This is a genomic window from Streptomyces sp. NPDC006879 (assembly GCF_042869595.1).
Taxonomy (GTDB): Bacteria; Actinomycetota; Actinomycetes; order Streptomycetales; family Streptomycetaceae; genus Streptomyces.
In genome coordinates this window covers 141,566-168,120 of the sequence record NZ_JBIAGC010000011.1, presented here as the reverse complement: position 1 = coordinate 168,120, position 26,555 = coordinate 141,566, and the positions used below count along the sequence as shown (strand labels likewise).

General features: G+C 70.8%; 23 protein-coding genes. 11 read left to right on the top strand and 12 right to left on the bottom strand.

The window, feature by feature from the left end:
- Positions 1-48: 48 nt before the first annotated feature.
- From ilvD to ACFYMC_RS12085, 4 genes are all read right to left on the bottom strand, one after another.
- Positions 49-1,899, bottom strand: a complete 1,851-nt coding sequence (gene ilvD, locus ACFYMC_RS12100) for a dihydroxy-acid dehydratase (RefSeq protein WP_388522669.1) — start codon at positions 1,897-1,899, stop codon at positions 49-51.
- A gap of 145 nt (positions 1,900-2,044) precedes the next feature.
- Entirely contained in the window at positions 2,045-2,680 is a 636-nt protein-coding gene (locus ACFYMC_RS12095; RefSeq protein WP_388522667.1) for a TetR family transcriptional regulator, read from the bottom strand.
- Positions 2,677-3,531 (bottom strand): sugar phosphate isomerase/epimerase family protein, encoded by an 855-nt coding sequence (locus tag ACFYMC_RS12090; RefSeq protein ID WP_388522664.1) that lies wholly within the window; start codon positions 3,529-3,531, stop codon positions 2,677-2,679. The genes ACFYMC_RS12095 and ACFYMC_RS12090 overlap by 4 nt, the downstream gene beginning before the upstream one ends.
- Before the next feature lie 144 nt (positions 3,532-3,675).
- Positions 3,676-4,605, bottom strand: a complete 930-nt coding sequence (locus ACFYMC_RS12085) for a Ppx/GppA family phosphatase (protein WP_388522661.1) — start codon at positions 4,603-4,605, stop codon at positions 3,676-3,678.
- A 71-nt stretch (positions 4,606-4,676) separates the two neighbouring features.
- On the opposite strand from ACFYMC_RS12085, the gene ACFYMC_RS12080 reads away from it, so the two are divergent.
- Positions 4,677-5,612: a hypothetical protein gene (locus ACFYMC_RS12080; protein WP_388522658.1), complete on the top strand. Its 936-nt coding sequence runs from the start codon at positions 4,677-4,679 to the stop codon at positions 5,610-5,612.
- Positions 5,613-5,614: 2 nt separating this feature from the next.
- On the opposite strand, the gene ACFYMC_RS12075 is transcribed toward ACFYMC_RS12080, so the two are convergent.
- Positions 5,615-7,348, bottom strand: a complete 1,734-nt coding sequence (locus ACFYMC_RS12075; protein WP_388522655.1) for a hypothetical protein — start codon at positions 7,346-7,348, stop codon at positions 5,615-5,617.
- A 289-nt stretch (positions 7,349-7,637) separates the two neighbouring features.
- Between ACFYMC_RS12075 and radA the strand changes: the two genes are divergently transcribed.
- Positions 7,638-9,044: a DNA repair protein RadA gene (gene radA, locus ACFYMC_RS12070; RefSeq protein ID WP_388522652.1), complete on the top strand. Its 1,407-nt coding sequence runs from the start codon at positions 7,638-7,640 to the stop codon at positions 9,042-9,044.
- 217 nt (positions 9,045-9,261) lie between these two features.
- Positions 9,262-10,386, top strand: coding sequence for a DNA integrity scanning diadenylate cyclase DisA (gene disA / locus ACFYMC_RS12065; RefSeq protein ID WP_388522649.1), 1,125 nt, complete (start codon positions 9,262-9,264; stop codon positions 10,384-10,386).
- A gap of 111 nt (positions 10,387-10,497) precedes the next feature.
- On the opposite strand, the gene ACFYMC_RS12060 is transcribed toward disA, so the two are convergent.
- Complete coding sequence (locus tag ACFYMC_RS12060) at positions 10,498-11,325, bottom strand: hypothetical protein (RefSeq protein ID WP_388522646.1); 828 nt, start codon at positions 11,323-11,325, stop codon at positions 10,498-10,500.
- Between the two features lie 161 nt (positions 11,326-11,486).
- On the opposite strand from ACFYMC_RS12060, the gene ACFYMC_RS12055 reads away from it, so the two are divergent.
- The 5 genes from ACFYMC_RS12055 (at position 11,487) to cseC (ending at position 16,060) form a co-directional block, all read left to right on the top strand.
- Positions 11,487-12,404: an A/G-specific adenine glycosylase gene (locus tag ACFYMC_RS12055; RefSeq protein ID WP_388522643.1), complete on the top strand. Its 918-nt coding sequence runs from the start codon at positions 11,487-11,489 to the stop codon at positions 12,402-12,404.
- A gap of 151 nt (positions 12,405-12,555) precedes the next feature.
- Positions 12,556-13,107, top strand: a complete 552-nt coding sequence (locus tag ACFYMC_RS12050) for a SigE family RNA polymerase sigma factor (protein WP_388522640.1) — start codon at positions 12,556-12,558, stop codon at positions 13,105-13,107.
- The gene (locus tag ACFYMC_RS12045; RefSeq protein WP_388522637.1) at positions 13,095-13,784 is read left to right on the top strand and encodes a hypothetical protein; all 690 of its coding nucleotides are present in this window, start codon (positions 13,095-13,097) and stop codon (positions 13,782-13,784) included. Before ACFYMC_RS12050 ends, ACFYMC_RS12045 begins: the two co-directional genes overlap by 13 nt.
- A gap of 55 nt (positions 13,785-13,839) precedes the next feature.
- The gene (gene cseB, locus ACFYMC_RS12040) at positions 13,840-14,541 is read left to right on the top strand and encodes a two-component system response regulator CseB (RefSeq protein ID WP_388522635.1); all 702 of its coding nucleotides are present in this window, start codon (positions 13,840-13,842) and stop codon (positions 14,539-14,541) included.
- Positions 14,542-14,722: 181 nt separating this feature from the next.
- Positions 14,723-16,060, top strand: coding sequence for a two-component system sensor histidine kinase CseC (cseC, locus tag ACFYMC_RS12035; RefSeq protein ID WP_388522632.1), 1,338 nt, complete (start codon positions 14,723-14,725; stop codon positions 16,058-16,060).
- Positions 16,061-16,121: 61 nt separating this feature from the next.
- Here cseC and ACFYMC_RS12030 read toward each other — a convergent pair whose 3' ends face one another.
- Positions 16,122-16,847 carry a MerR family transcriptional regulator gene (locus ACFYMC_RS12030; protein ID WP_388522629.1) on the bottom strand — a complete coding sequence of 242 codons (726 nt, stop codon included), beginning with the start codon at positions 16,845-16,847 and terminating at the stop codon, positions 16,122-16,124.
- A gap of 61 nt (positions 16,848-16,908) precedes the next feature.
- Here ACFYMC_RS12030 and ACFYMC_RS12025 point away from each other — a divergent pair, with 61 nt between their 5' ends.
- Positions 16,909-17,922 (top strand): hypothetical protein, encoded by a 1,014-nt coding sequence (locus ACFYMC_RS12025; protein WP_388522628.1) that lies wholly within the window; start codon positions 16,909-16,911, stop codon positions 17,920-17,922.
- 175 nt (positions 17,923-18,097) lie between these two features.
- Here ACFYMC_RS12025 and ACFYMC_RS12020 read toward each other — a convergent pair whose 3' ends face one another.
- Together ACFYMC_RS12020 and ACFYMC_RS12015 are read right to left on the bottom strand one after the other, a co-directional pair.
- On the bottom strand, positions 18,098-18,556 hold the full coding sequence (locus ACFYMC_RS12020) for a VOC family protein (protein ID WP_388522626.1): 459 nt from the start codon (positions 18,554-18,556) through the stop codon (positions 18,098-18,100).
- Between the two features lie 188 nt (positions 18,557-18,744).
- Positions 18,745-20,256 carry an MDR family MFS transporter gene (locus ACFYMC_RS12015; RefSeq protein ID WP_388522712.1) on the bottom strand — a complete coding sequence of 504 codons (1,512 nt, stop codon included), beginning with the start codon at positions 20,254-20,256 and terminating at the stop codon, positions 18,745-18,747.
- A gap of 224 nt (positions 20,257-20,480) precedes the next feature.
- On the opposite strand from ACFYMC_RS12015, the gene ACFYMC_RS12010 reads away from it, so the two are divergent.
- A complete protein-coding gene (locus ACFYMC_RS12010) occupies positions 20,481-21,065 on the top strand; it encodes a TetR/AcrR family transcriptional regulator (protein WP_388522623.1) in 585 nt (194 codons plus the stop codon).
- 43 nt (positions 21,066-21,108) lie between these two features.
- On the opposite strand, the gene ACFYMC_RS12005 is transcribed toward ACFYMC_RS12010, so the two are convergent.
- Positions 21,109-21,723: a M23 family metallopeptidase gene (locus ACFYMC_RS12005; protein ID WP_388522621.1), complete on the bottom strand. Its 615-nt coding sequence runs from the start codon at positions 21,721-21,723 to the stop codon at positions 21,109-21,111.
- A gap of 794 nt (positions 21,724-22,517) precedes the next feature.
- Entirely contained in the window at positions 22,518-25,046 is a 2,529-nt protein-coding gene (locus tag ACFYMC_RS12000) for an ATP-dependent Clp protease ATP-binding subunit (protein ID WP_388522619.1), read from the bottom strand.
- A gap of 451 nt (positions 25,047-25,497) precedes the next feature.
- Here ACFYMC_RS12000 and ACFYMC_RS11995 point away from each other — a divergent pair, with 451 nt between their 5' ends.
- On the top strand, positions 25,498-26,160 hold the full coding sequence (locus tag ACFYMC_RS11995; protein ID WP_388522618.1) for an SCO3374 family protein: 663 nt from the start codon (positions 25,498-25,500) through the stop codon (positions 26,158-26,160).
- On the opposite strand, the gene ACFYMC_RS11990 is transcribed toward ACFYMC_RS11995, so the two are convergent.
- Positions 26,139-26,477, bottom strand: coding sequence for an Lsr2 family protein (locus tag ACFYMC_RS11990; RefSeq protein ID WP_388522617.1), 339 nt, complete (start codon positions 26,475-26,477; stop codon positions 26,139-26,141). The two genes, ACFYMC_RS11995 and ACFYMC_RS11990, sit on opposite strands and share 22 nt — an antisense overlap.
- Between the last annotated feature and the right edge of the window lie 78 nt (positions 26,478-26,555).

Below are 26,555 nucleotides of genomic sequence, written 5' to 3'. Positions count from 1 at the left end.
AGAGGTCACCGGCCCCGGCCGCAGGTCGGGGTCCGCTCCGGGCGGTGATCAGCCGAGTCGGGAGACGTCGCGGACCGCGCCCTTGTCCGCGCTGGTGGCCATCGCGGCGTACGCACGAAGGGCGGCAGAGACCGGCCGGTGGCGGTCCTTGGGGGCGTAGACGCCGCCGAGGGCCTCACGGCGGACCGTGAGGGTGCCCTCGTCCACCAGGAGTTCGATGGACCGGCTCGGGATGTCGATGCGGATGCGGTCCCCGTCCTCGACCAGGGCGATGGTGCCACCGGAGGCCGCTTCCGGCGAGGCGTGCCCGATGGAGAGTCCCGAGGTGCCGCCGGAGAAACGCCCGTCCGTCACCAGCGCGCAGGTCTTACCCAGGCCGCGGCCCTTGAGGAACGAGGTGGGATAGAGCATCTCCTGCATGCCGGGACCGCCGCGGGGACCCTCGTAGCGGATGACGACCACGTCGCCGTCCTTGATCTGCTTGGAAAGGATCTTCTCGACGGCCTCGTCCTGCGATTCGCAGACCACGGCGGGGCCTTCGAAGGTCCAGATCGACTCGTCCACGCCCGCCGTCTTGACCACGCAGCCGTCGACGGCCAGGTTGCCCTTGAGGACGGCGAGGCCGCCGTCCTTGGAGTAGGCGTGGGCGACGGAGCGGATGCAGCCGCCCTCGGCGTCGAGGTCGAGGGTCTCCCAGCGCTCGGACTGGGAGAAGGCGGTCGCCGAACGGACGCAGCCGGGGGCGGCGTGCCAGAGTTCGACCGCCTCGGCGCTCGCGCTGCCGGATCGGACGTCCCAGGTGCCGAGCCACTGTTCGATGGTGTCGGAGTGGACGGTGTGGACGTCCTTGTTGAGCAGGCCGCCGCGGTAGAGCTCGCCGAGGATGGCGGGGATGCCTCCGGCGCGGTGCACGTCCTCCATGTAGTAGGTACCGCCGGGGGCTACGTTCGGCGCGACCTTGGCCAGGCAGGGGACACGGCGCGAGACCTCGTCGATGTCGCGCAGGTCGTAGTCGAGTCCCGCTTCCTGCGCGGCGGCCAGCAGGTGCAGGATCGTGTTGGTGGAGCCGCCCATGGCGATGTCCAGGGCCATGGCGTTCTCGAAGGCCTGCCGGGTGGCGATGCTGCGCGGCAGGACGGAGTCGTCGTCCTGCTCGTAGTACCGCTTGGTGATCTCCACGACGGTGCGGCCGGCCCGCTCGTACAGGGCGCGGCGGGCGGTGTGGGTGGCCAGGACCGAGCCGTTGCCGGGCAGGGCCAGGCCGATGGCCTCGGCGAGGCAGTTCATGGAGTTAGCGGTGAACATGCCCGAACAGGAGCCGCAGGTGGGGCAGGCGTTCTCCTCGATGCGCAGGATGTCCTCGTCGGAGACGTCCTCGTTGACCGCGTCGACGATCGCGTTGACCAGGTCGAGCTTGCGCACGGTGCCGTCTACGAGAGTGGCCTGGCCGGCTTCCATGGGACCGCCGGAGACGAAGACCACCGGGATGTTCAGCCGCATGGCGGCCATCAGCATGCCAGGGGTGATCTTGTCGCAGTTGGAGATGCAGATCAGGGCGTCCGCGCAGTGCGCCTCCACCATGTACTCCACGCTGTCCGCGATCAGGTCGCGGGAGGGCAGGGAGTACAGCATTCCGGCGTGGCCCATGGCGATGCCGTCGTCCACCGCGATCGTGTTGAACTCGCGGGGGATGGCGCCGGCCTCGCGGATCGCGTCGGAGACGATGCGACCGACCGGGGCGAGGTGGGTGTGACCGGGGACGAACTCCGTGAAGGAGTTGGCGACGGCGATGATCGGCTTGCCGATGTCCGCGCTCGCTACGCCCGAAGCGCGCATCAGTGCGCGCGCCCCTGCCATGTTGCGGCCGTGGGTGACGGTGCGGGACCTCAGCTCGGGCATCGGGGCTCACTCCCTAGGCAGGTGTGCGGCCTTGCCGTCGGATCCACCAGGTGTGGATGCGGCTGCGGCGCACGGTGTCGACTCTCCGAGCCTACGCTCAGGCTCCAGGATCTGGACACTCGGTCCGGATACCGGGACGGTTGACTCATTCCTCGGTCAGGTACCGCTGCACGGTGGGCGCCACCATCCGCACGATCTCCTCCGGATCGGCGGAGGCCAACGGCTCGACCTTCACCACGTGGCGCAGCACGGCCAGGCCCACCAACTGGGAGGCGGCCAGCTCGGCCCGGAACTTGGGGTTCGACACCCTGAGGTCCCCCGCGACCCGCTCCAGCAGCACCCGCCCGACGAAGCCGCGCAGCACCGCCGCGGCCATCTCGTTGGTCAACGCGGACCGCAGGGTGGCCAGCAGGGGCACACGGGTCGCCGGGTTCTCCCACACCGAGAGGAAATAGCGGACCAGACGCTCGCCGACGCCCTCCGGGCCGCCTTCCAACACGGCGGGCACCGCCAGCGCGGGACCCAGCGAGACCTCGATCGCCGCGGCGAACAGGTCGTCCTTGGTCCCGAAGTAGTGGTGGACCAGGGCAGAGTCCACACCGGCGGCCTTCGCGATGCCCCGCACCGAGGTCTTGTCGTAGCCACGAGCGGCGAACTCGTCGCGGGCCGCCCGCAGGATCTGCTCGCGCGCTCCCGGTCCGGCGTCCGCCTCGCGGCGCGAGGGACGACCGCGACCGCGCCGCGGAGCGTCGGGGGCGGGCCGTTCGGCCGGTCCGTTCATGTGCCGGGCACCCGCCCACGGGTGCCCGGGGAGCGGTGGGCCCGCACGGCGGAGGCCAGGTGCAGTCGGGTGAAGGCGAGCGCCTCCGCGAGGTCGGCCTCGCGTTCGGCCGAGGACATCGCCCGCCGGGTGTTGACCTCGATGACCACGTGCCCTTCGAAGCCCCCGAGCGCGAGCCGTTCCAGCAGCTCCGCACAGGGCTGGCTGCCCCGCCCGGGAACCAGGTGCTCGTCCTTGCCGGAACCGTTGCCGTCGGCGAGGTGGACGTGAGCGAGCCGGTCCCCCATCCGGTCGACCATGGCGGTGGCATCGGTACGGGCGGTGGCGGTGTGCGAGAGGTCGATCGTGAAGTGGCGGTAGTCGTCCTTGGTGACGTCCCAGTCCGGCGCGTAGGCGAGCATCTCGCGGTCCCGGTAACGCCAGGGGTACATGTTCTCCACTGCGAAGCGGACCTCGGTCTCCTCGGCCATCCGCCAGATGCCCTCCACGAACTCCCGCCCGTACTGTCGCTGCCAGCGGAACGGCGGGTGGACCACCACGGTGGAGGCGCCCAGGCGCTCGGCGGCCGACCGGGCCCGCTGGAGCTTGGTCCAGGGGTCGGTGGACCAAACCCGTTGGGTGATCAGGAGACAGGGGGCGTGCACCGCGAGCACCGGCACCCCGTGGTAGTCCGAGAGTCGGCGCAGGGCTTCCACGTCCTGACTGACAGGGTCCGTCCAGACCATGACCTCGACGCCGTCGTAGCCCAGCCGTGCGGCGATCTCGAAAGCGGTCGCCGTCGACTCCGGGTACACCGAGGCCGTGGACAAGGCGACCTTCGCATCCGGCATCCGCACCACTGGTTCTGCCACGAGGGACAGGGTACGGGCCCGCCGCCGGCCGGGGGCTGCGGTGTGAAGACCGTCTCCCCCGCGGGGCCCGGGACCGGGTGGCCGGCCCGACAGGTCCTCCGGGGCGACCTTCGGGGCACGGGCCGCGCCGTCAGCCGCGGTGTCTCAGGTCGCCAGGTGGTCCAGGCGGCGCAGGATCACGCCCTCGCGCAGCGCCCAGGGGCAGATCTCCAGCTGGTCCACTCCGAACAGGTCCATCGCCCCCTCCGCCACCAGGGCTCCGGCGAGCAGCTGCCCCGCGCGACCGTCGGACACCCCGGGCAACGCGGCGCGCTCCTCGGTGGTCATCGACGCCAGCTTGGGGACCCACTCCTCCAGGGAGCGCCGGCTCAGGTCGCGCTGTACGTACAGCCCCTCGGCGGACCGGGCCGCGCCGGCGATACGCGCGAGCTGTTTGAAGGTCTTGGAGGTGGCCACCACGTGGTCGGGCGCCCCGAGGCGGCTGAACTCTCCCACGATCCGGGCGATCTGGGCCCGCACGTACCGGCGCAGGGCCTTCACGTCCAGCGGGTCCGGCGGGTCCCCCGGCAACCAGCCGCCGGTGAGGCGGCCCGCGCCCAGCGGGAGGGACACGGCGGCGTCGGGGTCCTCGTCGATCCCGTACGCGATCTCCAGCGAACCACCGCCGATGTCGAGGACCAGCAGTTTCCCGGCGGACCATCCGAACCAGCGGCGGGCGGCCAGGAAGGTCAGTCGGGCCTCGTCCTCACCGCTGAGGACCTGGAGGTCGACTCCGGTGACCTCGCGGACCCGGGCCAGCACCTCATCGGCGTTGCTGGCCTCGCGCACCGCGGAGGTGGCGAAGGGGAGCACGTCCTCACAGCCCTTGTCCTCGGCGGCCTGCACCGCGTCGGCGATCACGCGGGCGAGAGTGTCGATGCCCTCGGGGCCGATGGCGCCGTCCGCGTCGAGGAGTTCGGCCAGGCGCATTTCCCGCTTGTGGGAGTGCGCGGGCAACGGGCGCGCACCGGGGTGCGCGTCCACCACCAGCAGATGAACCGTGTTCGAACCCACATCAAGGACACCGAGTCTCATATGGGGAACGCTACTGTGCTTCGGGGCCCGCTCCCTCCTCGAGGCGGCCCATGCCCGCTTACGCTTGGCTTGTGCCAAAGACGAAGCAGACCAAGCAGGCGAAGCAGGAAAAGAACGCCAAGCGGGCCAAGAAGGACGATGCTCCCAAGAGCCCCGGGGTGGAGCTTGCCGAGGTCGCCGCGCGGTCCGGGGAATCCGGCCGCGGGCCCGCCGAGCGCGCCTCCGCCGCGAAGGGAGCCGTGGTGCGGGCATCCGCCGCGGAGCCCGACGAGAAGGACCTGGACTTCCCTCGCGCCTGGGTCGAGTTCCCCGACCCCGCTGACGAAGAACAGGTCTTCCGCTGCGATCTGACCTGGCTGACCTCCCGCTGGACCTGCATCTTCGGCAGCGGCTGCCAGGGCATCCGGGCCGGCCGCGCCGATGACGGCTGCTGCACCCTCGGGGCGCACTTCTCCGACGAGGAGGACGAGCAGCGCGTCGCCGGGCACGTGGCAAGGCTGACTCCCGAGCTGTGGCAGTTCCACGAGGTCGGCACCCGTACCGGTTGGACACAGCACGACGAGGACGGCGAGAAGCAGACCCGGCGCTGGGAGGGGTCCTGCATCTTCCAGAACCGTCCCGGCTTCGCCGGCGGCGCCGGATGTTCCCTGCACATCCTGGCGCTCAAGGAGGGCCGGGAGCCGCTGGAGACCAAGCCCGACGTGTGCTGGCAGCTGCCCGTGCGCCGCACCTACGACTGGATCGACCGCCCAGACGACACCCGGGTGCTCCAGGTGTCGATCGGCGAGTACGACCGGCGCGGCTGGGGACCGGGCGGCCACGACCTGCACTGGTGGTGCACCTCGGCCACTTCGGCGCACGGCGCGGGCGAGCCGGTGTACGTCACCTACCGCGCCGAACTCGTGGAGCTGATGGGCGCGGAGGCGTACGAGCGGCTGGTGGAGCTGTGCGAGCAGCGCCTGTCCGCGCTGTTGCCGATGGCCCCGCACCCCGCCGACCCCGTGTGAGCTCAGGGACCACCGGGGTCGGGGGGGACCGTCCCCTCGGACGGGGTCGGCTGCGGCTCCTCGGAGGGCGGCTCGGTCGGCCGGGTGGCGGACGGCGTGGGCGTGGCGGCGGGGGGCTTCGACGTCGGGGTCGGCGTGGGGCCCGGCGGCCGGGGCGAGGGCTTGGTGCTCGGAGGGCGGGTCGGTGCGGGCGGCTCCGGCGGGCGGCCCTGGCCCTCCACGGAGACGACCGCGCCACCGGGCGCGATGTCGATCCGTGCGATCCAGTCGCCGGCGGGCTCCCGGACCGGGTCGACGGTGACCCGGATGGTCAGCGATTCCCCCGGCTCCAGCGTTCCCGAGTTCTGGCTGGGCTTGAGCCAGACCGAGTCGGACCACAGCGTCCACTCCACCGCGGTGCCACCGCGCGCGGTCAGGGTGATCAGTGTGACGCCTGCCTGCGAACGGGCGTGGACGGCGAGCCTGCCGGGTGCGGACCCGCTCGGCAGGACCGGATCGGGGGAAGCGCCGGGGCCGAGCACCTGTACCGAGACCTCCCGGGTGTGGGTGCTGCGGGAAGTGCCCTCGGCGGGCCCGGTCCGGGTGTCGCGTACGTTCTCGTGCACCGGGTAGCCGCGGTCCTCCACCGTGCCCGGCCTGTCGCTGCCGCTCGCGGCGACGGCTGACCCGCCGGTCTCGGCCGCGGCGGGCGCCCCCCGGTAGGAGGCCCAAAGGGCGATCGCCGGAGCCGCCAGGACGGTTGCGACCACGGTGGTGGTCACCGCCCGGGCCCGCATCCGCTCCCGGCGTGCGGCGTGGTCCTTGGGGTCCATCGGGAAGCCGGCGCGGTCGAAGCGAGGGGTGGCGCAGCGGGAGCGCAGGGCGCCGAGCACGGCCATGTGGAGGGCGGCGCGGGGGGCGGGCAGGACGGGCAGGGTGGCGGGGCTGACGGTGGTCCCCGGCCACGGTCCGCCGGCGCCGACCCGTTCGGCTGCGCGTCGGCAGGTCGGGCAGTCGTCGACGTGGCGGACCAGTTCGCCGCGCAGCGCGGTGGAGAGCAACACCTCGTTGTCCCCGGTGAAACGGGCCACCACCGGACAGCCGCCGCTCTCCACGACGGCCAGCGCGGCCCGGGTCCGCTCCACCTCGCAGGCGGCGCCGGCCAGCAGGTCGCGGGTGTTCTGCAGGGGCATGCCGAGCACCACGGCGACCTCGGTGGCCGACAGCCGGTGTCGTACGGCGAGTTCGAGTGCCTCGCGCTGCTCCGGGCTGGTGCCGGCCGCCTCCGGCCAGGCGAGCAGGGCGAGTTCCCGGTGCTGGGCCCGGGCGGTGGCGTCCGCGCCATCGGGCGTCACCGCGCCTTCGCTGGCGGGGGCGTCCGGGTGGCCCACCACGCCCCGATGCGACCGGTGGTGCGCCGGCGCCCGATGGGTACCGTGCGCTCCTTGGCGGGCGCGGCGCAGCTCGGCGAGCTTGCGCAGACAGGCCCAGCGGGCCAGGGCGTAGAGCCAGGCCCTGCGCTGGCCCTCGTCCGCCGGGCCGCGCCCGGCCTGCCGCTCGGCGACGGCCAGTACGTCCGCGAGCACCTCGGTGGCCGTGCCGTGGTCGCACAGCACGGAGAGGCAGTAGGTGAACAGCCCGTCGAGATAAGGCTCGTACCGGCTGGGGGGCGTCTGCGCCAACATGCTGGGCGCACGCCGATGCGCCCCGTGTGCGCCGGTGCTGTGCTTGGAATGCGCCTGGCTGCTGCTCGTCACCCGGCGAAGGTAGGGGGCTGCGCACGGCCCCTTCGCACCCCTTGGGGAGTTTTAATCCATACGGGTGAAGTCATCCTCCGAAAGGGGACAGTGTCCGGCGTGCGCTCGACATACCGGGCGCTACGGGCCCCACGGGAGCGCGGGGCGGCAGCGGGCGGAGCCGGAGCCCCGGCCACCGAGCCTGGCAGAGCCACCGGTCCGGGCGACCGCATGAGGGGAGAGGGCCCGGAAGCGGACGGCCGCGGCGGGAGCGCCCGAGGGTGTCGGCGGCGCCCGTTACCGTTGCGGCATGGCTGCTGCCCGTACCTCCCGCTCGTCCGCCAAGGACCGCCCTTCCTACCGCTGCACCGAATGCGGGTGGAGCACGGCCAAATGGCTGGGCCGTTGCCCCGAATGCCAGGCCTGGGGCACCGTCGAGGAGACCGGCGCCCCCGCCGTGCGCACCACCGCGGCCGGTCGTGTCTCGACCGCCGCGGTCCCCATCGCACAGGTGGACGGCCGGACAGCGACGGCCCGGTCCACCGGCGTGGACGAACTGGACCGGGTGCTGGGCGGCGGGCTGGTCCCCGGTGCCGTGGTGCTGCTGGCCGGCGAGCCCGGGGTCGGCAAGTCCACCCTGCTCCTGGACGTGGCCGCCAAGGCCGCGAGCGAGAACCACCGCACCCTTTACGTCACGGCGGAGGAGTCGGCCAGTCAGGTGCGGCTGCGCGCCGACCGGATCAAAGCCCTCAGCGACCACCTGTACCTGGCAGCCGAGACTGACCTCTCGGCGGTGCTCGGCCACCTCGACGCGGTCAAGCCCTCGCTGCTGGTCCTGGACTCCGTACAGACCGTGGCCTCGCCGGAGATCGACGGCGCGCCGGGTGGCATGGCCCAGGTGCGCGAGGTGGCGGGCGCGCTGATCCGGGCGTCGAAGGAACGGGGCATGTCCACCCTGCTGGTCGGTCACGTTACGAAGGACGGCGCGATCGCCGGGCCCCGGCTGCTGGAGCACCTGGTTGACGTGGTGCTGCACTTCGAGGGTGACCGGCACGCCCGTCTGCGGTTGGTACGCGGGGTGAAGAACCGGTACGGAGCGACCGACGAGGTCGGCTGCTTCGAACTGCACGACGAGGGGATCACCGGCCTGGCCGACCCCAGCGGCCTGTTCCTGACCCGGCGGGCGGAGGCAGTACCGGGAACCTGCCTGACGGTCACCCTGGAAGGTCGCCGGCCGCTGGTCGCCGAGGTGCAGGCGCTGACGGTGGACTCACAGATCCCCTCGCCCCGGCGGACGACCTCGGGCCTGGAGACGTCCCGGGTGTCCATGATGCTGGCCGTCCTGGAGCAGCGAGGCCGAATCAGCGCCCTGGGCAAACGGGACATCTACAGCGCGACGGTGGGCGGGGTGAAACTGTCCGAACCAGCCGCCGATCTGGCGGTGGCGCTGGCCCTGGCCAGCGCGGCGAGCGACACTCCGCTCCCGAAGAACCTGGTGGCCATCGGTGAGGTGGGGCTGGCCGGGGAGGTCCGGCGGGTGACCGGCGTCCAGCGCAGGCTGGCGGAGGCGCACCGGCTGGGGTTCACCCAGGCGCTCGTTCCGGCCGACCCGGGGAAGGTGCCCGCGGGCATGAAGGTGATCGAAGTCGCCGACATGGGAGAGGCGCTGCGGGTGCTGCCGCGCAGCCGCCGGGCGGCTGCCCCCCGGCCGCAGTAGGGTCTGCCAGCTCCCCCGGCGGACCGGTCGAGAGGCCCTTTGAGACCTCCTGCAAACCCGCTCCCACCTGCGGTTGGTCGCGGCCCGGGCGGGCATGGGTGGCAACGCACCTCGGGCGGACACGGGGCGCCGGTAGACTTTGCCCTGGTCCGCCCGCCGCGACGCACGCCCGCGTGCCCAAGGCCCGGGCATGACAACCCGCTACCGGAGGAGTGCAGTGGCAGCCAAGGACGGGGCAGCAGCATCCGGTAAGTCCGGCGCCGGCTCCGCGCACGAGGCCCTCGTGCGCGCATCGCTGAGCGCGGTCGCCCCCGGCACCGCCCTGCGTGACGGCCTTGAGCGCATCCTGCGCGGAAACACCGGCGGTCTGCTCGTACTGGGCATGGACAAGTCCGTGGAGTCCATGTGCACCGGCGGCTTCGTGCTGGACGTGGAGTTCACCGCCACCCGGCTGCGGGAGCTGTGCAAGCTCGACGGCGCACTGATCCTCGACAAGGACATCACCAAGATCCACCGGGCCGGTGTGCAGTTGGTGCCCGACGCCTCCATCCCGACCGAAGAGACCGGCACCCGCCACCGCACCGCGGACCGGGTCTCGAAGTCGTGTGGTTTCCCGGTGGTGTCGGTCTCCCAGTCGATGCGGCTGATCGCGCTGTACGTGGACGGCGAGCGCAGGGTCCTGGAGGAGTCCGCCGCGATCCTCTCCCGCGCCAACCAGGCGCTGGCCACGCTGGAGCGGTACAAGCTGCGCCTCGACGAGGTCGCCGGCACCCTCTCCGCCCTGGAGATCGAGGACCTGGTGACGGTGCGGGACGTGACCGCCGTCGCCCAGCGTCTGGAGATGGTCCGCCGGATCGCCACGGAGATCGCCGAGTACGTGGTGGAGCTCGGCACTGACGGTCGGCTGCTCTCCCTTCAGCTGGACGAGTTGATCGCGGGGGTGGAGCCGGAGCGGGAGCTGGTGATCCGCGACTACGTCCCCGAGCCGACGGCCAAACGTTCGCGGACGGTGGATGCGGCCCTGACCGAACTGGACACGCTGAGCCACGCCGAATTGTTGGAGCTGCCCACGGTGGCGCGGGCCCTGGGTTACAGCGGTTCGCCCGAGACCTTGGACTCGGCGGTCTCGCCTCGCGGTTACCGGCTGCTGGCGAAGGTGCCGCGGCTGCCCGGCGCGATCATCGAGCGTCTGGTGGAACACTTCGGTGGACTGCAGAAGCTGCTAGCCGCGAGTGTGGACGACCTACAGGCCGTGGACGGCGTCGGCGAGGCCAGGGCGCGCAGTGTCCGCGAGGGTCTCTCACGCCTGGCCGAATCCTCGATCCTGGAACGGTACGTCTGATCCTGCCGTTGACCGGCCGCCCGGAGTGGGGGGCCGCAACCGGTCCGTCGGACGTCCGTCGAACCGGCGCCGTCCCCGACCTTCGCGACCGGGCCCGGTCGCGGCCTCGACTCAGTCCTTCTCCAGGACGAACGAGGTCTGGACGATCGGCAGGCCCGGGGCGGTGGCCTCCACCAGATAGGTGCCCGGGGCGGCGGTGCCCGGCGGCGGGGTGGCGCAGCGGGCCGCGCTGAAGGCGCGGTTCCACTCCACGATGTGGGTCGCCTGCTTCCCTGCGGGCAGTTGGTAGTAGGTGCTGGCGGTGCGCGGACAGTCCGCGGAGGACCACACGGCCTTGTCGGTGCTCGCCTCGGTGATCTTCACAACCGCCCGGCCGGGGCCGAGGTCGACCTTGCAGTCGGTGCTGGAGCTGTTGGTGGCGGTGACCTCGAAGCGGGGCCGCTCGCCGAGCTCGTAGGAGTTCTTGGTGCTGCGCAGCGCCCACCGGACGGCGCCGGCCGTGCAGTTCGGCAGGCTGGAGTCGGCCGGCACCCGTACCGATCCGGGACCCGCTGAGCCGCCCGTGCCGGAGTCGGGGTCGCCGCTGCGGCCCACCGGCGCGCCGGCGCCGGGGTCGCCGTTCTTGCCGGCGCCGGAGTCAGTGCCGCCGCCTGCATCGCCCGAGCCGGTACCCGTACCCGAGCCGGCGCTCGACTCCTCGCGTCCGCCGGGCTGTTGGCTGATCGCCGGCCCGGTGCCGGATGGCCCCGGAGTGATCGCGGGGACGGGTCCGCCCGCGCGCGGGTTCTTGTCGTTGTTCGTACTACCGCCCCCGCCGCCGTAACTGACGGTCCATACGGCCAAGATGGCCAGCAGGGCGACGACGGACGCCAGGACGGCCCTCCGACGCCAGTAGATGGAGGAGGGGAGCGGCCCGACCGGATTGCGCAGAGATCCCACGGCGCAAACTGTACGAGAGTTCCGCCCACGATCGGCGCCCATATGCGGCCCGACCCTGCGTGTTTTGCCGATCATCATCATGCCGGGCCGCTGAGGGGCACCGCCGGGTGGCCGTGGGCGTGCACCGGACGCCCGTGAAAACGTGCCAGGATGCCTGTGTCATGAGTGCTACGACCACCGCCTCAGCCGCCCCGCCGGACGACAGCCCCGGCGCCCTGCACACCCCCGTCATCGCGTGGTTCGACGAGAACGCCCGCGACCTGCCCTGGCGCCGCCCCGAAGCGGGCGCATGGGGAGTCATGGTCAGCGAGTTCATGTTGCAACAGACGCCGGTGTCACGCGTGCTGCCCGTCTACGAGCAGTGGGTGGCCCGCTGGCCCCGCCCGGCCGCTCTGGCCGCCGAGCCGCCCGGCGAGGCCGTCCGTGCCTGGGGTCGCCTGGGCTACCCGCGTCGGGCGCTGCGGCTGCACGGCGCGGCCGTCGCCATAACGGAACGGCACCACGGCGACGTGCCGCAGGACCACGCCCAGTTGCTGGCCCTGCCCGGCATCGGCGAGTACACCGCAGCCGCCGTCGCCTCCTTCGCCTACGGGCAGCGCCACCCCGTGCTGGACACCAACGTCCGCCGGGTCCTGGCCCGCGCACAGACCGGTGTCGAGTACCCGCCGAACGCGACGACGGCGGCCGAGCGGCGGCTGGCCAGAGCCCTGCTGCCCGAGCAGGAAGCCACCGCGGCCCGGTGGGCGGCGGCCTCCATGGAACTGGGCGCGCTGGTGTGCACCGCGAAGAGTCCGGCCTGTGGGCGCTGCCCGATCGCCGCGCGCTGCGCCTGGCGGCTGGCCGGCAAGCCCGCCCACGACGGCCCGCCGCGGCGCGGACAGACCTATGCCGGCACCGATCGGCAGGTCCGCGGAAAACTACTGGCGGTCCTGCGTGAAGCCGTCGACCCGGTGCCCGGGGAGCGCCTCGACGCCGTGTGGGACGATCCGGTGCAGCGGGCCAGGGCGTTGGACGGGCTCGTCGCGGACGGCCTGGTGGAGCCGCTGGCGGACCGTTTGTACCGACTCCCGCTGACCTGATCCGCCGCCTGCCGAGCGGGGCTGTTACACAACCTACGGTTTACCGTGCGCCCTCCGAGTGCTGACTCGCACAGCCCCGTGACAACGCCTCCGTACCTTCGATTCCACAAGCAAACGGGTGATCGAACGGTTGGATCGGAGGCGGTCTGAGATGGCGCACGGCGAGGTACTCGAATTCGAGGAGTACGTCCGCACTCGGCAGGACGCGCTGCTGCGCAGCGCCCGGCGCCTGGTCCCGGACCCGGTGGACGCGCAGGACCTGCTGCAGACCGCCCTGGTACGCACCTACGGCCGCTGGGAGGGCATCGCCGACAAGTCGCTGGCGGACGCCTACCTGCGCCGCGTGATGATCAATACCCGGACCGAGTGGTGGCGGGCCCGCAAGCTCGAAGAGGTCCCCACCGAGCAGCTGCCCGACGCCCGCGTCGAGGACGGCTCCGACCAGCGGGCCGACCGCGCCCTGCTGATGGACATACTCGGGGTACTGGCGCCGAAGCAGCGCAGCGTCGTCGTTTTGCGACACTGGGAGCAGATGAGCACCGAGGAGACGGCCGCGGCGCTCGGCATGTCGGCGGGAACCGTGAAGAGCACGCTGCACCGGGCACTGGCCCGGCTCCGCCAGGAGCTGGAGAGGCGGGACCTGGACATGCGCGCCTTGGAACGCGGGGACCACAGTGAGGGGCGGGAGCGTTGCGCGGCCTGAAAGACGGCGGCAGACCCGGGACGGACGAGGGTCTCGTGCGGGGCAGGGGTTCGCTGGCAGCGGTGTCGGCGGGGGCGGTCGCCCTCGTCGGTGCCGCGTTGTTGGTGGGTGGGTGCGCCTCGGGAGGCACCGGAGTGCGGGACGAGGGTCCGGCACACACCGACCCCGTGGGCAAGGCGGCGGCCCCGGCCCCGTCAGTCAGCCACTCCCCCGCCTACGAGAGGATCGACGCGGTCACCCTGGTGAAGAACGACCCGAAGGTCAGTTCGGAGATCAAGCGCGACCTCAGGCCCTGTGTGGCCGACGAGTACCCGGTGGACGTGACCTACGGGAAGGTCACTGCCAACGGCCCCAACGACGTGATCGTCAACGTGCTGTCCTGCGCCGATGCGGTCGGCCTCGGCTCCTACGTGTACCGGGCGAACGGCGAGGGCTACGAGAACGTCTTCGCGGACGAGCAGCCCCCGGTCTACGCGGAGGTGGACCGCGGGGATCTGGTGCTGACCAAGCCGGTGTACACCAAGAGCGACGCCCTGGCCTATCCCTCGGGGGAGGACGTGATCACCTACCGGTGGACGGGTGAGAAGTTCACCGAGCACGACCGGGTCCACACCGACTACAGCAACGCCGTGGACGGCGGCGGGCAGCCGGCGCCAGCGGTCACCAGCGCCAACTGATTCGAAGACCGACCGAAGACCGACCGTTGTGCAAGCGAAGGACTGGAAGCAGGAGATGGCCGAGACCCAGGTGCTCTTCGTCGAGGACGACGACGTCATCCGCGAGGCCACGACGCTCGCCCTGGAGCGCGACGGCTTCCGGGTGACCGCGATGCCCGACGGCCTGTCGGGGCTGGAGTCCTTCCGGGCGAACCGGCCGGACATCGCGCTGCTGGACGTCATGGTGCCGGGCATGGACGGCGTGAGCCTGTGCCGGCGCATCCGCGACGAGTCCACCGTGCCGGTGATCATGCTGTCCGCACGGGCCGACTCCATCGACGTGGTGCTGGGCCTGGAGGCCGGGGCCGATGACTACGTCACCAAGCCGTTCGACGGTTCGGTGCTCGTGGCCAGGATCCGCGCGGTACTCAGACGCTTCGGCCACGCCGGTGGGAACGGGCCCCGCGACGACGACGGGGTGGCCGGCGAGTCCGGCCCGCTCTCCTTCGGCGATCTGGTGGTCGACACCGAGGGCATGGAGGTGCGGCGGAGCGGCACTCCGGTTGCCCTGACTCCGACCGAAATGCGACTGCTGCTGGAGTTCTCCGCCGCCCCGGGGACCGTACTGTCCCGCGACCGGCTCTTGGAGCGGGTCTGGGACTACGGCTGGGGCGGGGACACCCGGGTCGTGGACGTCCACGTACAGCGGCTCCGTACGAAGATCGGACAGGACCGGATCGAGACGGTCCGGGGCTTCGGCTACAAGCTCCGAGGGTGAAGCACCGCTCCCCAGCCCAAGGGGAACCCGCCGCAGCCACCACGTCGCCGAGCGCCCCGCCAGGAGATGTTCCGTTGAGGTCCGCCAGATGCTCCGCAGAGCCGCCCCTTGCGCGGCCCGGCGCCACGGGAGACCACCGCCCCACCACGGGGGCGAAGGGGCCACGTGCCGAGGAGGGACCGTGAGGCGCCCGGAGGCCGTCACCCTGCGCACCGGAATCCGTTGGAAGATCAGCCTCGCGATCGCCGCGGTGGGGGCGCTCATCGCCCTGGCGCTCAGCCTGGTCGTGCACAGTGCCGCCCGGGTCTCCATGCTGGACAACGCCCGCGAGGTCCAGTTGGAGCGGGTCCAGTTCATCTCGCGCAACGCCGAGGCGTCGAAGAAGCCGCCGCTCGGCGCGAAGCTCAACGATCCCGATCTGCCACGGGAGCTGCGGGACAAGGCCCGGTCCGGACGCCGCGGCACCTACGTGCAGGAACATCCCGGCGCGGCACCCGAGGTATGGGCCGCGGTTCCCCTCGGCAACGGGCAGGTGCTGTCCCTGCACAGCCGCTTCGCGGAGAGCGCGAACGTACTCCAGGACCTCGACCGCGCCCTGGTCATCGGTTCCGCGGCGGTCCTGTTCGGCGGGTCCGCGCTCGGGGTGCTGATCGGCGGCCAGATCTCCCGACGGCTACGCAAGGCCGCTGCGGCAGCCGGACAGGTCGCCCAGGGGGTGCCCGGCGTCCGGGTCCGCGACGCGGTCGGTGGGGTGGTTCGGGACGAGACCGATGACCTCGCCCGAGCCGTGGACCGGATGGCCGACGCGCTCCAGCAGCGGCTGGAGGCCGAGCGCCGCGTCACGGCGGACATCGCTCACGAGCTCCGCACACCGGTGACGGGGCTGCTGACCGCGGCGGAGCTGCTGCCTCCGGGCCGGCCGACGGAACTCGTGCGGGACCGAGCCCAGGCCATGCGTGCGCTGGTCGAGGACGTGCTGGAGGTGGCCCGGCTGGACAGCTCCTCGGAGCGGGCCGAACTCCAGGAAGTGGCCCTCGGTGAGTTCGTGACCAGGCGGGTCGCGATGCTGATGCCGCAGGCGCGGGTCCGGGTGGTGGCGAACGAGTTCGTCGCCACCGACCCGCGCCGGCTGGAGCGCATCCTGGGCAATCTGCTGGCCAACGCCGCTCGCTACGGCAAGCCGCCGATCGAGATCGATGTGGAGGGGCGGGTGGTTCGGGTCCGTGATCACGGACCCGGTTTCCCGGAGGCGATACTCAAGGACGGACCGAGCCGTTTCCGGACCGGCTCCAGCGACCGGGCCGGGGTGGGGCACGGACTCGGGCTGACCATCGCCGAGGGCCAGGCACGGGTCCTCGGCGCACGCCTGACTTTCCGCAACGTGGCCCTCCCGGGCGCTTCCGACGCTCAGGGGACGGGTGAGGACCGGGGACCGGGCGGGGGCGCGGTGGCCGTCCTGTGGCTGCCGGAGCACGCACCGACGGTGACGGGCAGTTTCCCGTCCGCCGGGGAGCGTTGAGCCGACCGGCCGCCCCGCCGCGACAGACCCCGACCCGCCCGCCCCACCCGCACCGAGATGATCACGCGTTGTCGTACCGGCGCGCCGAGGCGTCCACCTGGGCCATCCGTCGGAGCGCGGCGAGCAGCGCGTCACCCAGGACGGTGCCGACGACCACCCGCTCCACGAGGTCCTCACGTTCGACCCGTCGGGCCACGTAGCCGAGGTCCGCCTCCGCGATCCGTTCGCTGGCCGCGGCGAAGTCGTCGAGGGACTCCAAGTAATCCTCATGGCCCACTGCGGTGAAGGAGGCCACGGCCGCGGCCGTTTCCACGGCGGCCGGATGTTCCGGACTGATGTGCCAGCCCCTTCGTTCGATCAGGTCCGCGACCATGCGGCGGGCCTCGCCGTGCGGGTCCTCGACGGCGTCGGGGTAGAGGTGGTCCAGGGTCCGGGCGGTGGTCCCCAGCATCTCGTGGACCGGACGGCCGGTGTCCTCGACCACTTCGAGCACCTTCCTGATGGAGCCCAGGGAGAGTCCGCCCACTTCCAACAGCGCCCGGATCAGGCGCAGCCGCCGGAGGTGCGCATCGCCGTAGCGGGCCTGGTTGGGGCTGGTCAGCTCGCCGGCCGGGAGCAGTCCTTCCCGTACGTAGAACTTGATCGTCGGCACCGGAACTCCGGTGGTACGGCTCAGCTCACCGATGCGCAACGCGCTCTCTCCTTCTCGCCCGCCCCAACGGCCCTCAGGGGCCGCCTCGGGGATGTCCCTGATTTCCAGGTCCGGCTCTTGTGATTCCCCTTCCACAGGATAGATAGTGGTGCTACCAGATAGTGGACAGCACCACTATCCATATTGGGGGAACTCCATGCCGACTCCACCGGCCCAGCGCACCCGCCGGCCCGCCGCCACCTGGCGCACCACCGCCTGGCACCGACCACTGGTGCTCTTCACCGCCGCCATGGTGCTGCTCCTGTTCGCCTGCGCCCTTGGCCTCCTCATCGATGACCGCCGCCTGGTCGGGGCCCCGATCTGGCACAAACCACTCAAGTTCTCCGCGTCTTTCGCCCTCTACGGCGCCACCCTCGCCTGGATGCACTCCTTCCTCACCCGACCCCGCGCCCGACGGGTGAGCTGGTGGGCCGGCACCGTCATCGCAGCAGCCGGAGCGATCGAAATGCTGATCATCGTCGGCCAGGTGGTGCGCGGCAAACGCAGTCATTTCAACAACGAGACTCCTTTGGACAGCGCGCTCTTCGGCGTGATGGGCGCCACCGTGGCCGTGCTGTGGCTGGCGGCACTCCTGATCGCCGTACTCCTCTTTCGCCGCCCCGCACACCGGGGGGACGACCGACCGCTGGACCCCGCCCTCCTCTGGTCCCTGCGCCTCGGCTCCGCGATCGCCCTGGTCGGTCTGGCCATCGGCTTCCTGATGGCACAACCCACCGAGGAACAACTCACCGCCCAGGTGGTCACCACCGTCGGAGCCCACAGCGTCGGCGTCCCCGACGGCGGACCACACCTGCCCGTCACCGGCTGGTCAGCGACCGGAGGGGACCTGCGCATCGGTCACTTCGTCGGCATGCACGCCCTCCAGGTGCTCCCGCTGCTCGCTCTGGCCCTCCTGCGGATCCGGCCCACCGGCGCCCCCGCCGTCCGGCTGCGCCTGGTGCTGATCGCCTCGGGCGGCTACGCGGGCCTGGTCGCCCTGGTCACCTGGCAGGCCCTGCGCGGCCAGGCGCTGACCGAACCCGACGCACACACCCTCATCGCGGCGGGACTGCTCACGGCCGCCTCGGCCGTGGCGGTCGCCCTGGCGCTGCGCTCCGGACGCGCGCTGGCGCCGGCGCGCACCGGGGAAGCCCCGGTCCCGGTGCGGTGAAACGCGCACCCAGCGGGCCCCACCCGGGTCGAACAAGACCCACCCGCGGGGACGAGGGGAACCGCTCCCGGGGCGCCGTGGGGGCACACGAGCCCGGCGCCGCGGCCAGCGTCGACGGCGGCCCTAGCCGCCCCTGGACGCGCCGGGCCGAGGCGGCTGTCCATCGGCCGCGCCCTCAGCAGGACTCGCCCACCACGTCCCCCCACCCCCGCGCCGGGTCGAGATCCCCGCTGAGCCGCTCGGTCAGCGCGTACCAGTTGCCGTCCTCATCGCGGAAGATCGCCTCGATCCCCCAGGGGCGCTCCCGCGGCTCCTGGAGGAACCGGACGCCTCGCTCCCGAAACGTCTCGTAGTCCCCGAAGCAGTCGTCCGTACGAAACCCCGCGGCTCCGAGCACCCCGCCGCTGATCAGCGTCCGCAGGGCTCGGGCGGACTCGGCATCGACGCTGTCGTGTCCTGGCCCCAGCAGGGCAAGCTCCACCTCGGGCTGGCCCTTGGCCCCCACGGTGAGCCGGCGCACCCCGCCGAAGGTGATGTCGTTGCGGACCTCGAAGCCCAACTTCTGGGTGAAGAAGGCCATGGTGCGCTCCTGGTCGAGCGTCCAGACGGCCGCGATGCCCAGACCCTTGATCATTTCTGCTCCACTCCTGCGCGACTGAGAGGCGACTCCCTGCCCACCGTAGGCAGCGGCGCCACCACCCGCCCCCGGAGCGAACCCGCACCGATCAACCGGCCGGGCGGCCGTAGTGGAGGACGCTCGGAGAACGACAGAAGGCCCCCGGCGCACCGGAGGCCTTCGATCGGACTGGGATCAGGGCAGGGTCAGTGGGCCGCCGCAGCGGACTGGGCCACCGCAGGGTGCTCCTTAGAGGCCGGAGCAGGACCGGCCCCGCGCAGCGGCACCTCTCGGACGAACCAGGCGGCGACGAAACCGGCGACGGCCACGGCGGCGCCCAGCAGGAAGGCGGAGTGGGTGCCGGCGGCCACGGCGTGTTGGTAGGCCTCGCGCACCGCTTCCGGCAGCTTGGCCAGGCTGGCCGCGTCGAGTTGGGCGCCCGCCAGGGCCCCCGGAGCCTCGGCGCCGGCCCCGGCCCGTTCGGCCATGGTGTCCTGGACCCGGCTGGTGAACAGGGAACCCATCAGAGCGACACCGAAGGAACCGCCGAGGGTACGGAAGAGAGTGGCGGAGGAGGAGGCGACGCCCATGTCCTTCATCTCCACGCTGTTCTGCGCGACCAGCATGGTGATCTGCATCAGGAAGCCGAGTCCGGCGCCGAGCACCGCCATGTAGAGACCGGAGACGAACCGCGTGGTGGTGGTGTCCATCTGGGCCAGCAGGAAGAGGCCGGTCACCATCAGGGCACCACCCAGGATCGGGAAGATCTTGTACTTGCCACTGCTGGTGGTGATGCGGCCGGCGATCAGGGAGACCACCATCATCGACAGCAGCATCGGAAGCAGCAGCAGCCCGGAGTTGGTGGCCGAAGCCCCCTGGACGGACTGCTGGAACAGCGGCAGGTACAGCACGCCGCCGAACATCGCGAAACCGGTGAGGAAGCCGATGACCTGCATCAGGCTGAAGTTGCGGCTACGGAATATGTGCAGCGGGAGCACCGGCTCGGCAGCCCGGGTCTGGACGTAGAGGAAGGCCGCGGTGGAGACGAGACCCACGGCGATCAGGCCGAGGATCTCGGCCGAGCCCCAGGCGTACTCGGTGCCGCCCCAGGTGGTGAGGAGGACCGTCGAGGTGATCGCGAGGGTAAGTAGGGCCGCACCCAGGTAATCGATCTTGCCTTGCGCCGTCTTCTTCGGCAGGTGCAGCACCATGGTGACCATGACCAGGGCGATCGCACCCAGCGGCAGGTTGATGTAGAAGGACCAGCGCCAACCCATGTGGTCGGTGATGGTCCCGCCGACCAGCGGCCCACCGATCATGGCGAGCGCCATGACTCCGGCCATCATGCCCTGGTACTTGCCGCGCTCCCGGGGCGGGATCAGATCGCCGATGATCGCCATCACCCCGACCATCAGGCCGCCGGCGCCCAGCCCCTGAAGCGCTCGGAAGCCGATGAGCTCGCCCATGCTCTGGGCCATGCCGCTGAGCGCGGAGCCGATCAGGAAGATGACGATGGACGCGAGGAAGGAGCCCTTGCGCCCGTACATGTCGCCGAGCTTGCCCCAGATGGGCGTGGAGGCCGCGGTGGCCAGGGTGTAGGCGGTGACCACCCAGGAGAGGTGTGCCAGGCCGCCCAGTTCGCCGACGATCGTCGGCATGGCGGTGCCGATGATCATGTTGTCGAGCATCGCGAGCAGCATCGCGATCATGAGGGCCATGAGGACCACTCGGACACTGCGTTGCTTGGACCCCTCCCCTGCGACCTGCTCCGCCGCCCCCTCGGCTGGTGGCTCTGCCACCGCCTCGGATTTGGCTCGATTCCCCGCCATTTCGCCCACGATCCGCTCCCCTGGCACTTACTTGCCGCCCGGCTAGTTCACTACACTGGGGACGGTAGACCTGTCACTAGCCGGGCGTCAAGTAAGTTTTCTGGGAGAGATCCATGTCGAGCTCCAGCACTCCGCAGCAGCGCCGCGGGAACACCCGCCAGCGCATTCAGGACGTCGCGCTGGAGCTCTTCGCCGAACAGGGATACGAGAAGACGTCCCTGCGGGAGATCGCCGAAGGCCTCGACGTCACCAAGGCCGCGCTGTACTACCACTTCAAGACCAAGGAAGACATCCTGATCAGCCTCTTCGCGGACCTCACCCGCCCGATCGACGAGCTGATCGCCTGGGGGGAGCGCCAACCGGAGCCGCGGAGCCTGGAGGTCAAGAAGGAACTGCTGAGCCGCTACAGCGAAGCCATGACGGACGCCGCCCCGCTCTACCGCTTCATGCAGGAGAACCAGGCGGCGCTGCGCGAGCTCAGCATCGGGGAGGCCTTCAAGGAGCGCCTGTTCCGCATGGTCGACCTGCTGCGGACCACCGACACCCCGCTGACCGACCAGGTCCGCTGCGTCAGCGCACTGTTCACCATGCACGCCGGCCTGGCTTTCCTCCAGCACGTCGAAGGCGACCCCGAGGAGAAGCGCAGGGCCGCCCTCGAAGTCGCCATCGATCTGATCAGTCAGGCCCACCACGCCTGAGGAGCCAGCGGGGAACGGGACCCCGGTGGTCAGGGTCTCCGCGTCAGAGAGTGACGCCGACCCCGCGCAGGAACGAGACCGGGTTGATCGCGGAGCCGTAGTTCGGGGTGGTGCGGATCTCGAAGTGCAGGTGAGGACCGCTGGAGTTGCCGGTGTTGCCGGACAGACCGATGAGCTGGTTGGTGGCGACCTTCTGGCCGACCCGAACCTTGATCTTCGACAGGTGCGCGTACTGCGAGTACTTGCCGTTGGCGTGCTTGATCACAATGGCGTTGCCGTACGCGGGACCATCGCCGGCGCCGTTGCCCCCGGCCTTGACCACCTTGCCGGCACCGACGGCCTTGACAGGGGTGCCGGTGGGCACGGCGAAGTCCTGACCGGAATGCTTGTGGGCCCACATGTTGCCGCCCTTGCCGTAGGTCGCGGACAGCTTGTAGTGGTCCAGCGGAAGGTCCCACGCGGCGGCCTTCTTCGCCACCGAGGCCACGGCCGCCGGAGCGACGGCGATCTTGGCCGCCGGCGCGGCGGCCTGCGGTGCCGCGGAGGCGGCGCCACCCACACCGAGCGCGAGCGCGGCCCCGAGCCCAGTGGCGACGAGGACGCCGCGGCGGGTACGGCCGGCGGACGGGCGACGGGTGGTGACGGTGCTCTTCGACATGGGGAAGCCTCCGGGCAGTTTCGAACCCGGGGCGAGCCGGGCCGGTGGGGACAGCGGGACCCGGGGGGACCCGGGCCCGTCGGCCCGGAGCGGTCCGGACCTTCAGGGGGACCCGGGGGAACCCCCGGGCAGGAAACCGCCCGGCACACCTGCCGGGCTGGCCTCACCTTGGTAACCCGAATGGCCCTTACTTCTCAAAAACCCCAATTACTAGCGAACCTCGTAGCCGACACGAAGGAATTCGCCCCCGTTGACCCCCTCCGAAGTGGGGTTAAACCCCACGACTAGACCCTTCTGGATCTACTGCCTCAGCTAGTACGCCCCTGTGCCCCTGTGCGCCTTGTCACCGCACCCAAGATCGAATTAGGACTAAAGTCCTTCCGTTTCAGAACCAAAGTCCCGGAACCAGAAGTCGCCGATCTCCCTGGTGGACCTCCGGCCAGGGGTCCCAGCGACCGTACGGCGCCCGGACCCCGCTGGCGGGGCCCGAACGAGCCGGGCTGCCCGGGTCCCGGGCCCTGCCACGGCACACGACACCCAGACACAACGCGGGGGCACCCGCGATCCGCGCACGCGGGCGGCGAGGCCGGGCCCCGGCTCCCCAGAGGACCGCTCACGACCGAGTAACGGCTCCTCAAGGGGCCCGCAGGGCCCCTTGAGGCCGCCGGAACGCCGGAGCACGCCCCAGGGACGAGTACCGCGCCACCGGTTCCAGCCGCGCAGCGCAAAAGGGGGCGCCCCCGGAACCGTGGTTCCGGGGGCGCCCCCTGCGAGCCTGGCCCTGAGGCCGGACGCTACGCGTCCTTGCTGAGGTTCGGGCCGGCGGACCCGCCCGTTGCCTGCTCGATCGGCGGGACGTCGGGAAGCGCCGACTTCTCCTCGCCGCGGAAGGAGAACTTCTTCTCCTCACCCTCACCCTCGACGTCGACCACCACGATGTGACCGGGACGGAGCTCACCGAAGAGGATCTTCTCGGAGAGGATGTCCTCGATCTCGCGCTGAATGGTGCGACGCAGCGGACGGGCTCCGAGGATCGGGTCGTAACCCCGCTTGGCCAGCAGCAACTTGGCATCACCGCTGAGCTCGATGCCCATGTCGCGGTCCTTGAGGCGCTCGTCCACCTTGGCGATCATCAGGTCGACGATCTGGATGATGTCTTCCTGGCTGAGCTGGTGGAAGACCACCGTGTCATCGACACGGTTGAGGAACTCCGGCCGGAAGTGCTGCTTGAGCTCCTCGTTGACCTTCGCCTTCATCCGCTCATATCCGGTGCGGACATCGCCCGTGGCTGCGAATCCGAGGTTGAATCCCTTGGAGATGTCTCGGGTTCCCAGGTTGGTCGTCATGATGATGACGGTGTTCTTGAAGTCCACCACCCGGCCCTGCGAGTCGGTCAGTCGACCGTCTTCCAGGATCTGCAGCAGGGAATTGAAGATATCCGGGTGCGCCTTCTCGACCTCATCGAAGAGGACGACGGAGAACGGCTTGCGACGGACCTTCTCCGTGAGCTGGCCGCCCTCTTCGTAGCCCACGTAACCGGGCGGCGAACCGAACAGTCGCGAAACCGTGTGCTTCTCACTGAACTCCGACATGTCGAGGGAGATCAGCGCGTCCTCGTCACCGAAGAGGAATTCGGCGAGGGTCTTGGAGAGCTCGGTCTTACCGACACCGGAGGGGCCGGCGAAGATGAACGAGCCACCGGGGCGCTTCGGGTCCTTGAGACCGGCCCGCGTACGGCGGATGGCCTGCGAGAGAGCCTTGATGGCGTCCTTCTGACCGATCACGCGCTTGTGGAGCTCGTCCTCCATGCGCAGCAGGCGCGAGGACTCCTCCTCGGTCAGCTTGAAGACCGGGATACCGGTGGCGGTGGCCAGGACCTCTGCGATCAGGTCCTCGTCCACCTCGGCGACGACGTCCATGTCGCCGGCCTTCCACTCCTTCTCCCGCTTGGCCTTCGCGGTCAGGAGCTGCTTCTCCGAATCACGCAGCGAAGCGGCCTTCTCGAAGTCCTGCGAATCGATCGCGGACTCCTTGTCCCGGCGGACGCCGGCGATCTTCTCGTCGAACTCGCGGAGGTCCGGCGGCGCGGTCATCCGGCGGATGCGCATCCGGGAACCGGCTTCGTCGATCAGGTCGATCGCCTTGTCCGGCAGGAAACGGTCCGAGATGTAACGGTCGGCGAGCGTGGCGGCGGCCACCAGCGCGGCATCCGTGATGGACACCCGGTGGTGCGCCTCGTAACGGTCGCGCAGACCCTTGAGGATCTCGATGGTGTGCGGGAGCGAGGGCTCGGCGACCTGGATGGGCTGGAAGCGGCGCTCCAGGGCCGCGTCCTTCTCCAGGTGCTTGCGGTACTCGTCGAGCGTGGTGGCGCCGATGGTCTGGAGCTCGCCACGGGCCAGCATCGGCTTCAGGATCGAAGCGGCGTCGATGGCTCCCTCGGCGGCGCCCGCACCGACCAGGGTGTGGAGCTCGTCGATGAACAGGATGATGTCGCCGCGAGTGCGGATCTCCTTGAGGACCTTCTTCAGGCGCTCCTCGAAGTCACCGCGGTAGCGGGAACCGGCGACCAGCGCGCCGAGGTCCAGGGTGTAGAGGTGCTTGTCCTTGAGGGTCTCGGGCACCTCGCCCTTGACGATGGCCTGCGCCAGGCCTTCGACGACGGCGGTCTTGCCGACGCCGGGCTCGCCGATGAGCACGGGGTTGTTCTTGGTGCGGCGCGACAGCACCTGCATGACCCGCTCGATCTCCTTCTCGCGCCCGATGACCGGGTCGAGCTTGGATTCGCGGGCCGCCTGGGTGAGGTTGCGGCCGAACTGGTCCAGGACGAGGGAGGTCGAGGGGGTGCCCTCGGCCGGTCCGCCGGCGGTGGCGGTCTCCTTGCCCTGGTAGCCGGAGAGCAGCTGGATGACCTGCTGTCGGACCCTGTTGAGATCGGCGCCCAGTTTCACCAGGACCTGGGCGGCGACGCCCTCGCCCTCGCGGATCAGGCCGAGCAGGATGTGCTCGGTGCCGATGTAGTTGTGGCCTAGCTGCAGCGCCTCGCGGAGCGACAGCTCCAGAACCTTCTTGGCACGAGGAGTGAAGGGGATGTGGCCGGACGGGGCCTGCTGGCCCTGACCGATGATCTCCTCCACCTGCTGGCGGACCGCCTCAAGCGAAATGCCGAGGCTCTCCAAGGCCTTAGCGGCGACACCCTCACCCTCGTGGATCAGACCCAGAAGGATGTGTTCGGTGCCGATGTAGTTGTGGTTGAGCATCCGGGCTTCTTCCTGAGCCAGGACGACAACCCGCCGCGCGCGGTCGGTGAACCTCTCGAACATCGTTAATCGCTCCTCAGAGCGGTCGGGCAGTAAGGGGGCGGTCCCCTCCCTGTCCTTCCGCATGCTAGTCCCGCAGGACGGGACAGCTCATTCCAACTGCCGACATCCGTCCGAGGGTCACCCCCACTTGTGCGGGGATTTCCCGGCTTGCACAGCCGACACCTGCTCCAACTCGATGGTGCGAGACGATGTTCCCGCAGGCCAGGCAGATACCCGCCGCAGCAGTACGCCGACGGCGAACGGATGCCCCTCGATTCGGTGTGTCGCCCCGATCCACTAGGAATGTCTTACCCGCAGTGACGGACAGTCCATGCGAGTACACCCGCATCCCTCAGCTAAGGGCGAACACACTTGCGTACCCGAATGTGGCATACAGCCCATGCCGGCTAACTCGCCGCGCCTTCAGCCCGACACCGCGTAACCCCACGACTGCCCCGCCGGTTTCCGGGGAGTGGCCCTCCCCTTCCCGAGCGACCCCGGACTCCCGGGCTTCCCGGGCTTCCCCGGCCCCCGCGTTCCGCCGGCTCCCGAGCACCCGCCCGGGGCGGGCGGGCCGTCAACGCGCTCGATCCGGTGGGCGCACTGGTACGAACAGGAACTGGGTTGGAAGGTCACCGGCGGCACCGGTGGGGTGCCGCTCCAGCTACCGACCGGCCAGCTCTTCGACGTGCTGGAGCTGCCCGCCGCGGCGGGTAGGGCACTGCTGGAACAGGACGTCACCACCGGTCCGGTGGCCCTGGCCGGCACCAGGGTGCGGCTGTGGGTGGCCGCGGGGAGCGCAGAGGAGCTGGACGGGCTGCTCGACTGGCTGGAGTGGAGCGGGATCGCTCTGGACCTGACCGCCCATGGTGCGGGCGGTCGGATCTGCGCACCCATGCCACCGGGCCTGACCGGCGGCGCGACGCAGGGAGCCGCTGTGTGGCTACGGCCCCCCGAGCCGGGGTGCGAGGCCGCGCTGCCGACCCTGGCCCCGGTGGGCCGGGGTGGCGGCGGGCTGGTGCGGCTGGTGGGTGCTGTCGCCAGTGAATGCCTCAGACATCAGCTGCGGCGGACCACCCGACCGGAAAGGCCAGGTCGGCCAGCTCAGGCGGTTCAGCCCTTGGCCTTCTCGTAAGCCTCACGAATCTCGGCCGAAACCCGACCGCGGTCGTTGACGTTGTAGCCGTTCGACTTCGCCCATGCGCGGATCTCGGCGGTGTCGGTGCTACCCGTGCTCGCGGCGGCGCGGCCCTTGGCGCGGCCCGCGGCGGCGCGACCTCCGGTGCGGCGGCCACCCTTGGTGTAGGGCTCAAGGAGGCCACGGAGCTTGTCCGCGTTGGCGGTGGTGAGATCGATCTCGTAGGTCTTGCCGTCCAGAGCGAACGTCACGGTCTCGTCCGCCTCGCCACCGTCGAGGTCGTCGACAAGAAGGACCTGAACCTTCTGTGCCACCGGATTTCCTTTCATCGAAAATGCAGTACGCGGAAAGGAAACCGCTTTTCCTGGGAAAACACAAACCCCCGGGAGAGG

Coding starts and splice junctions, on each gene's coding strand:
- ACFYMC_RS12015 (WP_388522712.1), bottom strand. CDS start 20,256: ATGGCCCTCATGATCGCGATGCTGCTCGCGATGCTCGACAACATGATC.
- ACFYMC_RS12055 (WP_388522643.1), top strand. CDS start 11,487: ATGAGTGCTACGACCACCGCCTCAGCCGCCCCGCCGGACGACAGCCCC.
- ACFYMC_RS12050 (WP_388522640.1), top strand. CDS start 12,556: ATGGCGCACGGCGAGGTACTCGAATTCGAGGAGTACGTCCGCACTCGG.
- ACFYMC_RS12095 (WP_388522667.1), bottom strand. CDS start 2,680: ATGAACGGACCGGCCGAACGGCCCGCCCCCGACGCTCCGCGGCGCGGT.
- ilvD (WP_388522669.1), bottom strand. CDS start 1,899: ATGCCCGAGCTGAGGTCCCGCACCGTCACCCACGGCCGCAACATGGCA.
- ACFYMC_RS12085 (WP_388522661.1), bottom strand. CDS start 4,605: ATGAGACTCGGTGTCCTTGATGTGGGTTCGAACACGGTTCATCTGCTG.
- radA (WP_388522652.1), top strand. CDS start 7,638: ATGGCTGCTGCCCGTACCTCCCGCTCGTCCGCCAAGGACCGCCCTTCC.
- ACFYMC_RS12025 (WP_388522628.1), top strand. CDS start 16,909: ATGCCGACTCCACCGGCCCAGCGCACCCGCCGGCCCGCCGCCACCTGG.
- cseB (WP_388522635.1), top strand. CDS start 13,840: ATGGCCGAGACCCAGGTGCTCTTCGTCGAGGACGACGACGTCATCCGC.
- ACFYMC_RS12010 (WP_388522623.1), top strand. CDS start 20,481: ATGTCGAGCTCCAGCACTCCGCAGCAGCGCCGCGGGAACACCCGCCAG.
- ACFYMC_RS12005 (WP_388522621.1), bottom strand. CDS start 21,723: ATGTCGAAGAGCACCGTCACCACCCGTCGCCCGTCCGCCGGCCGTACC.
- ACFYMC_RS12000 (WP_388522619.1), bottom strand. CDS start 25,046: ATGTTCGAGAGGTTCACCGACCGCGCGCGGCGGGTTGTCGTCCTGGCT.
- ACFYMC_RS12020 (WP_388522626.1), bottom strand. CDS start 18,556: ATGATCAAGGGTCTGGGCATCGCGGCCGTCTGGACGCTCGACCAGGAG.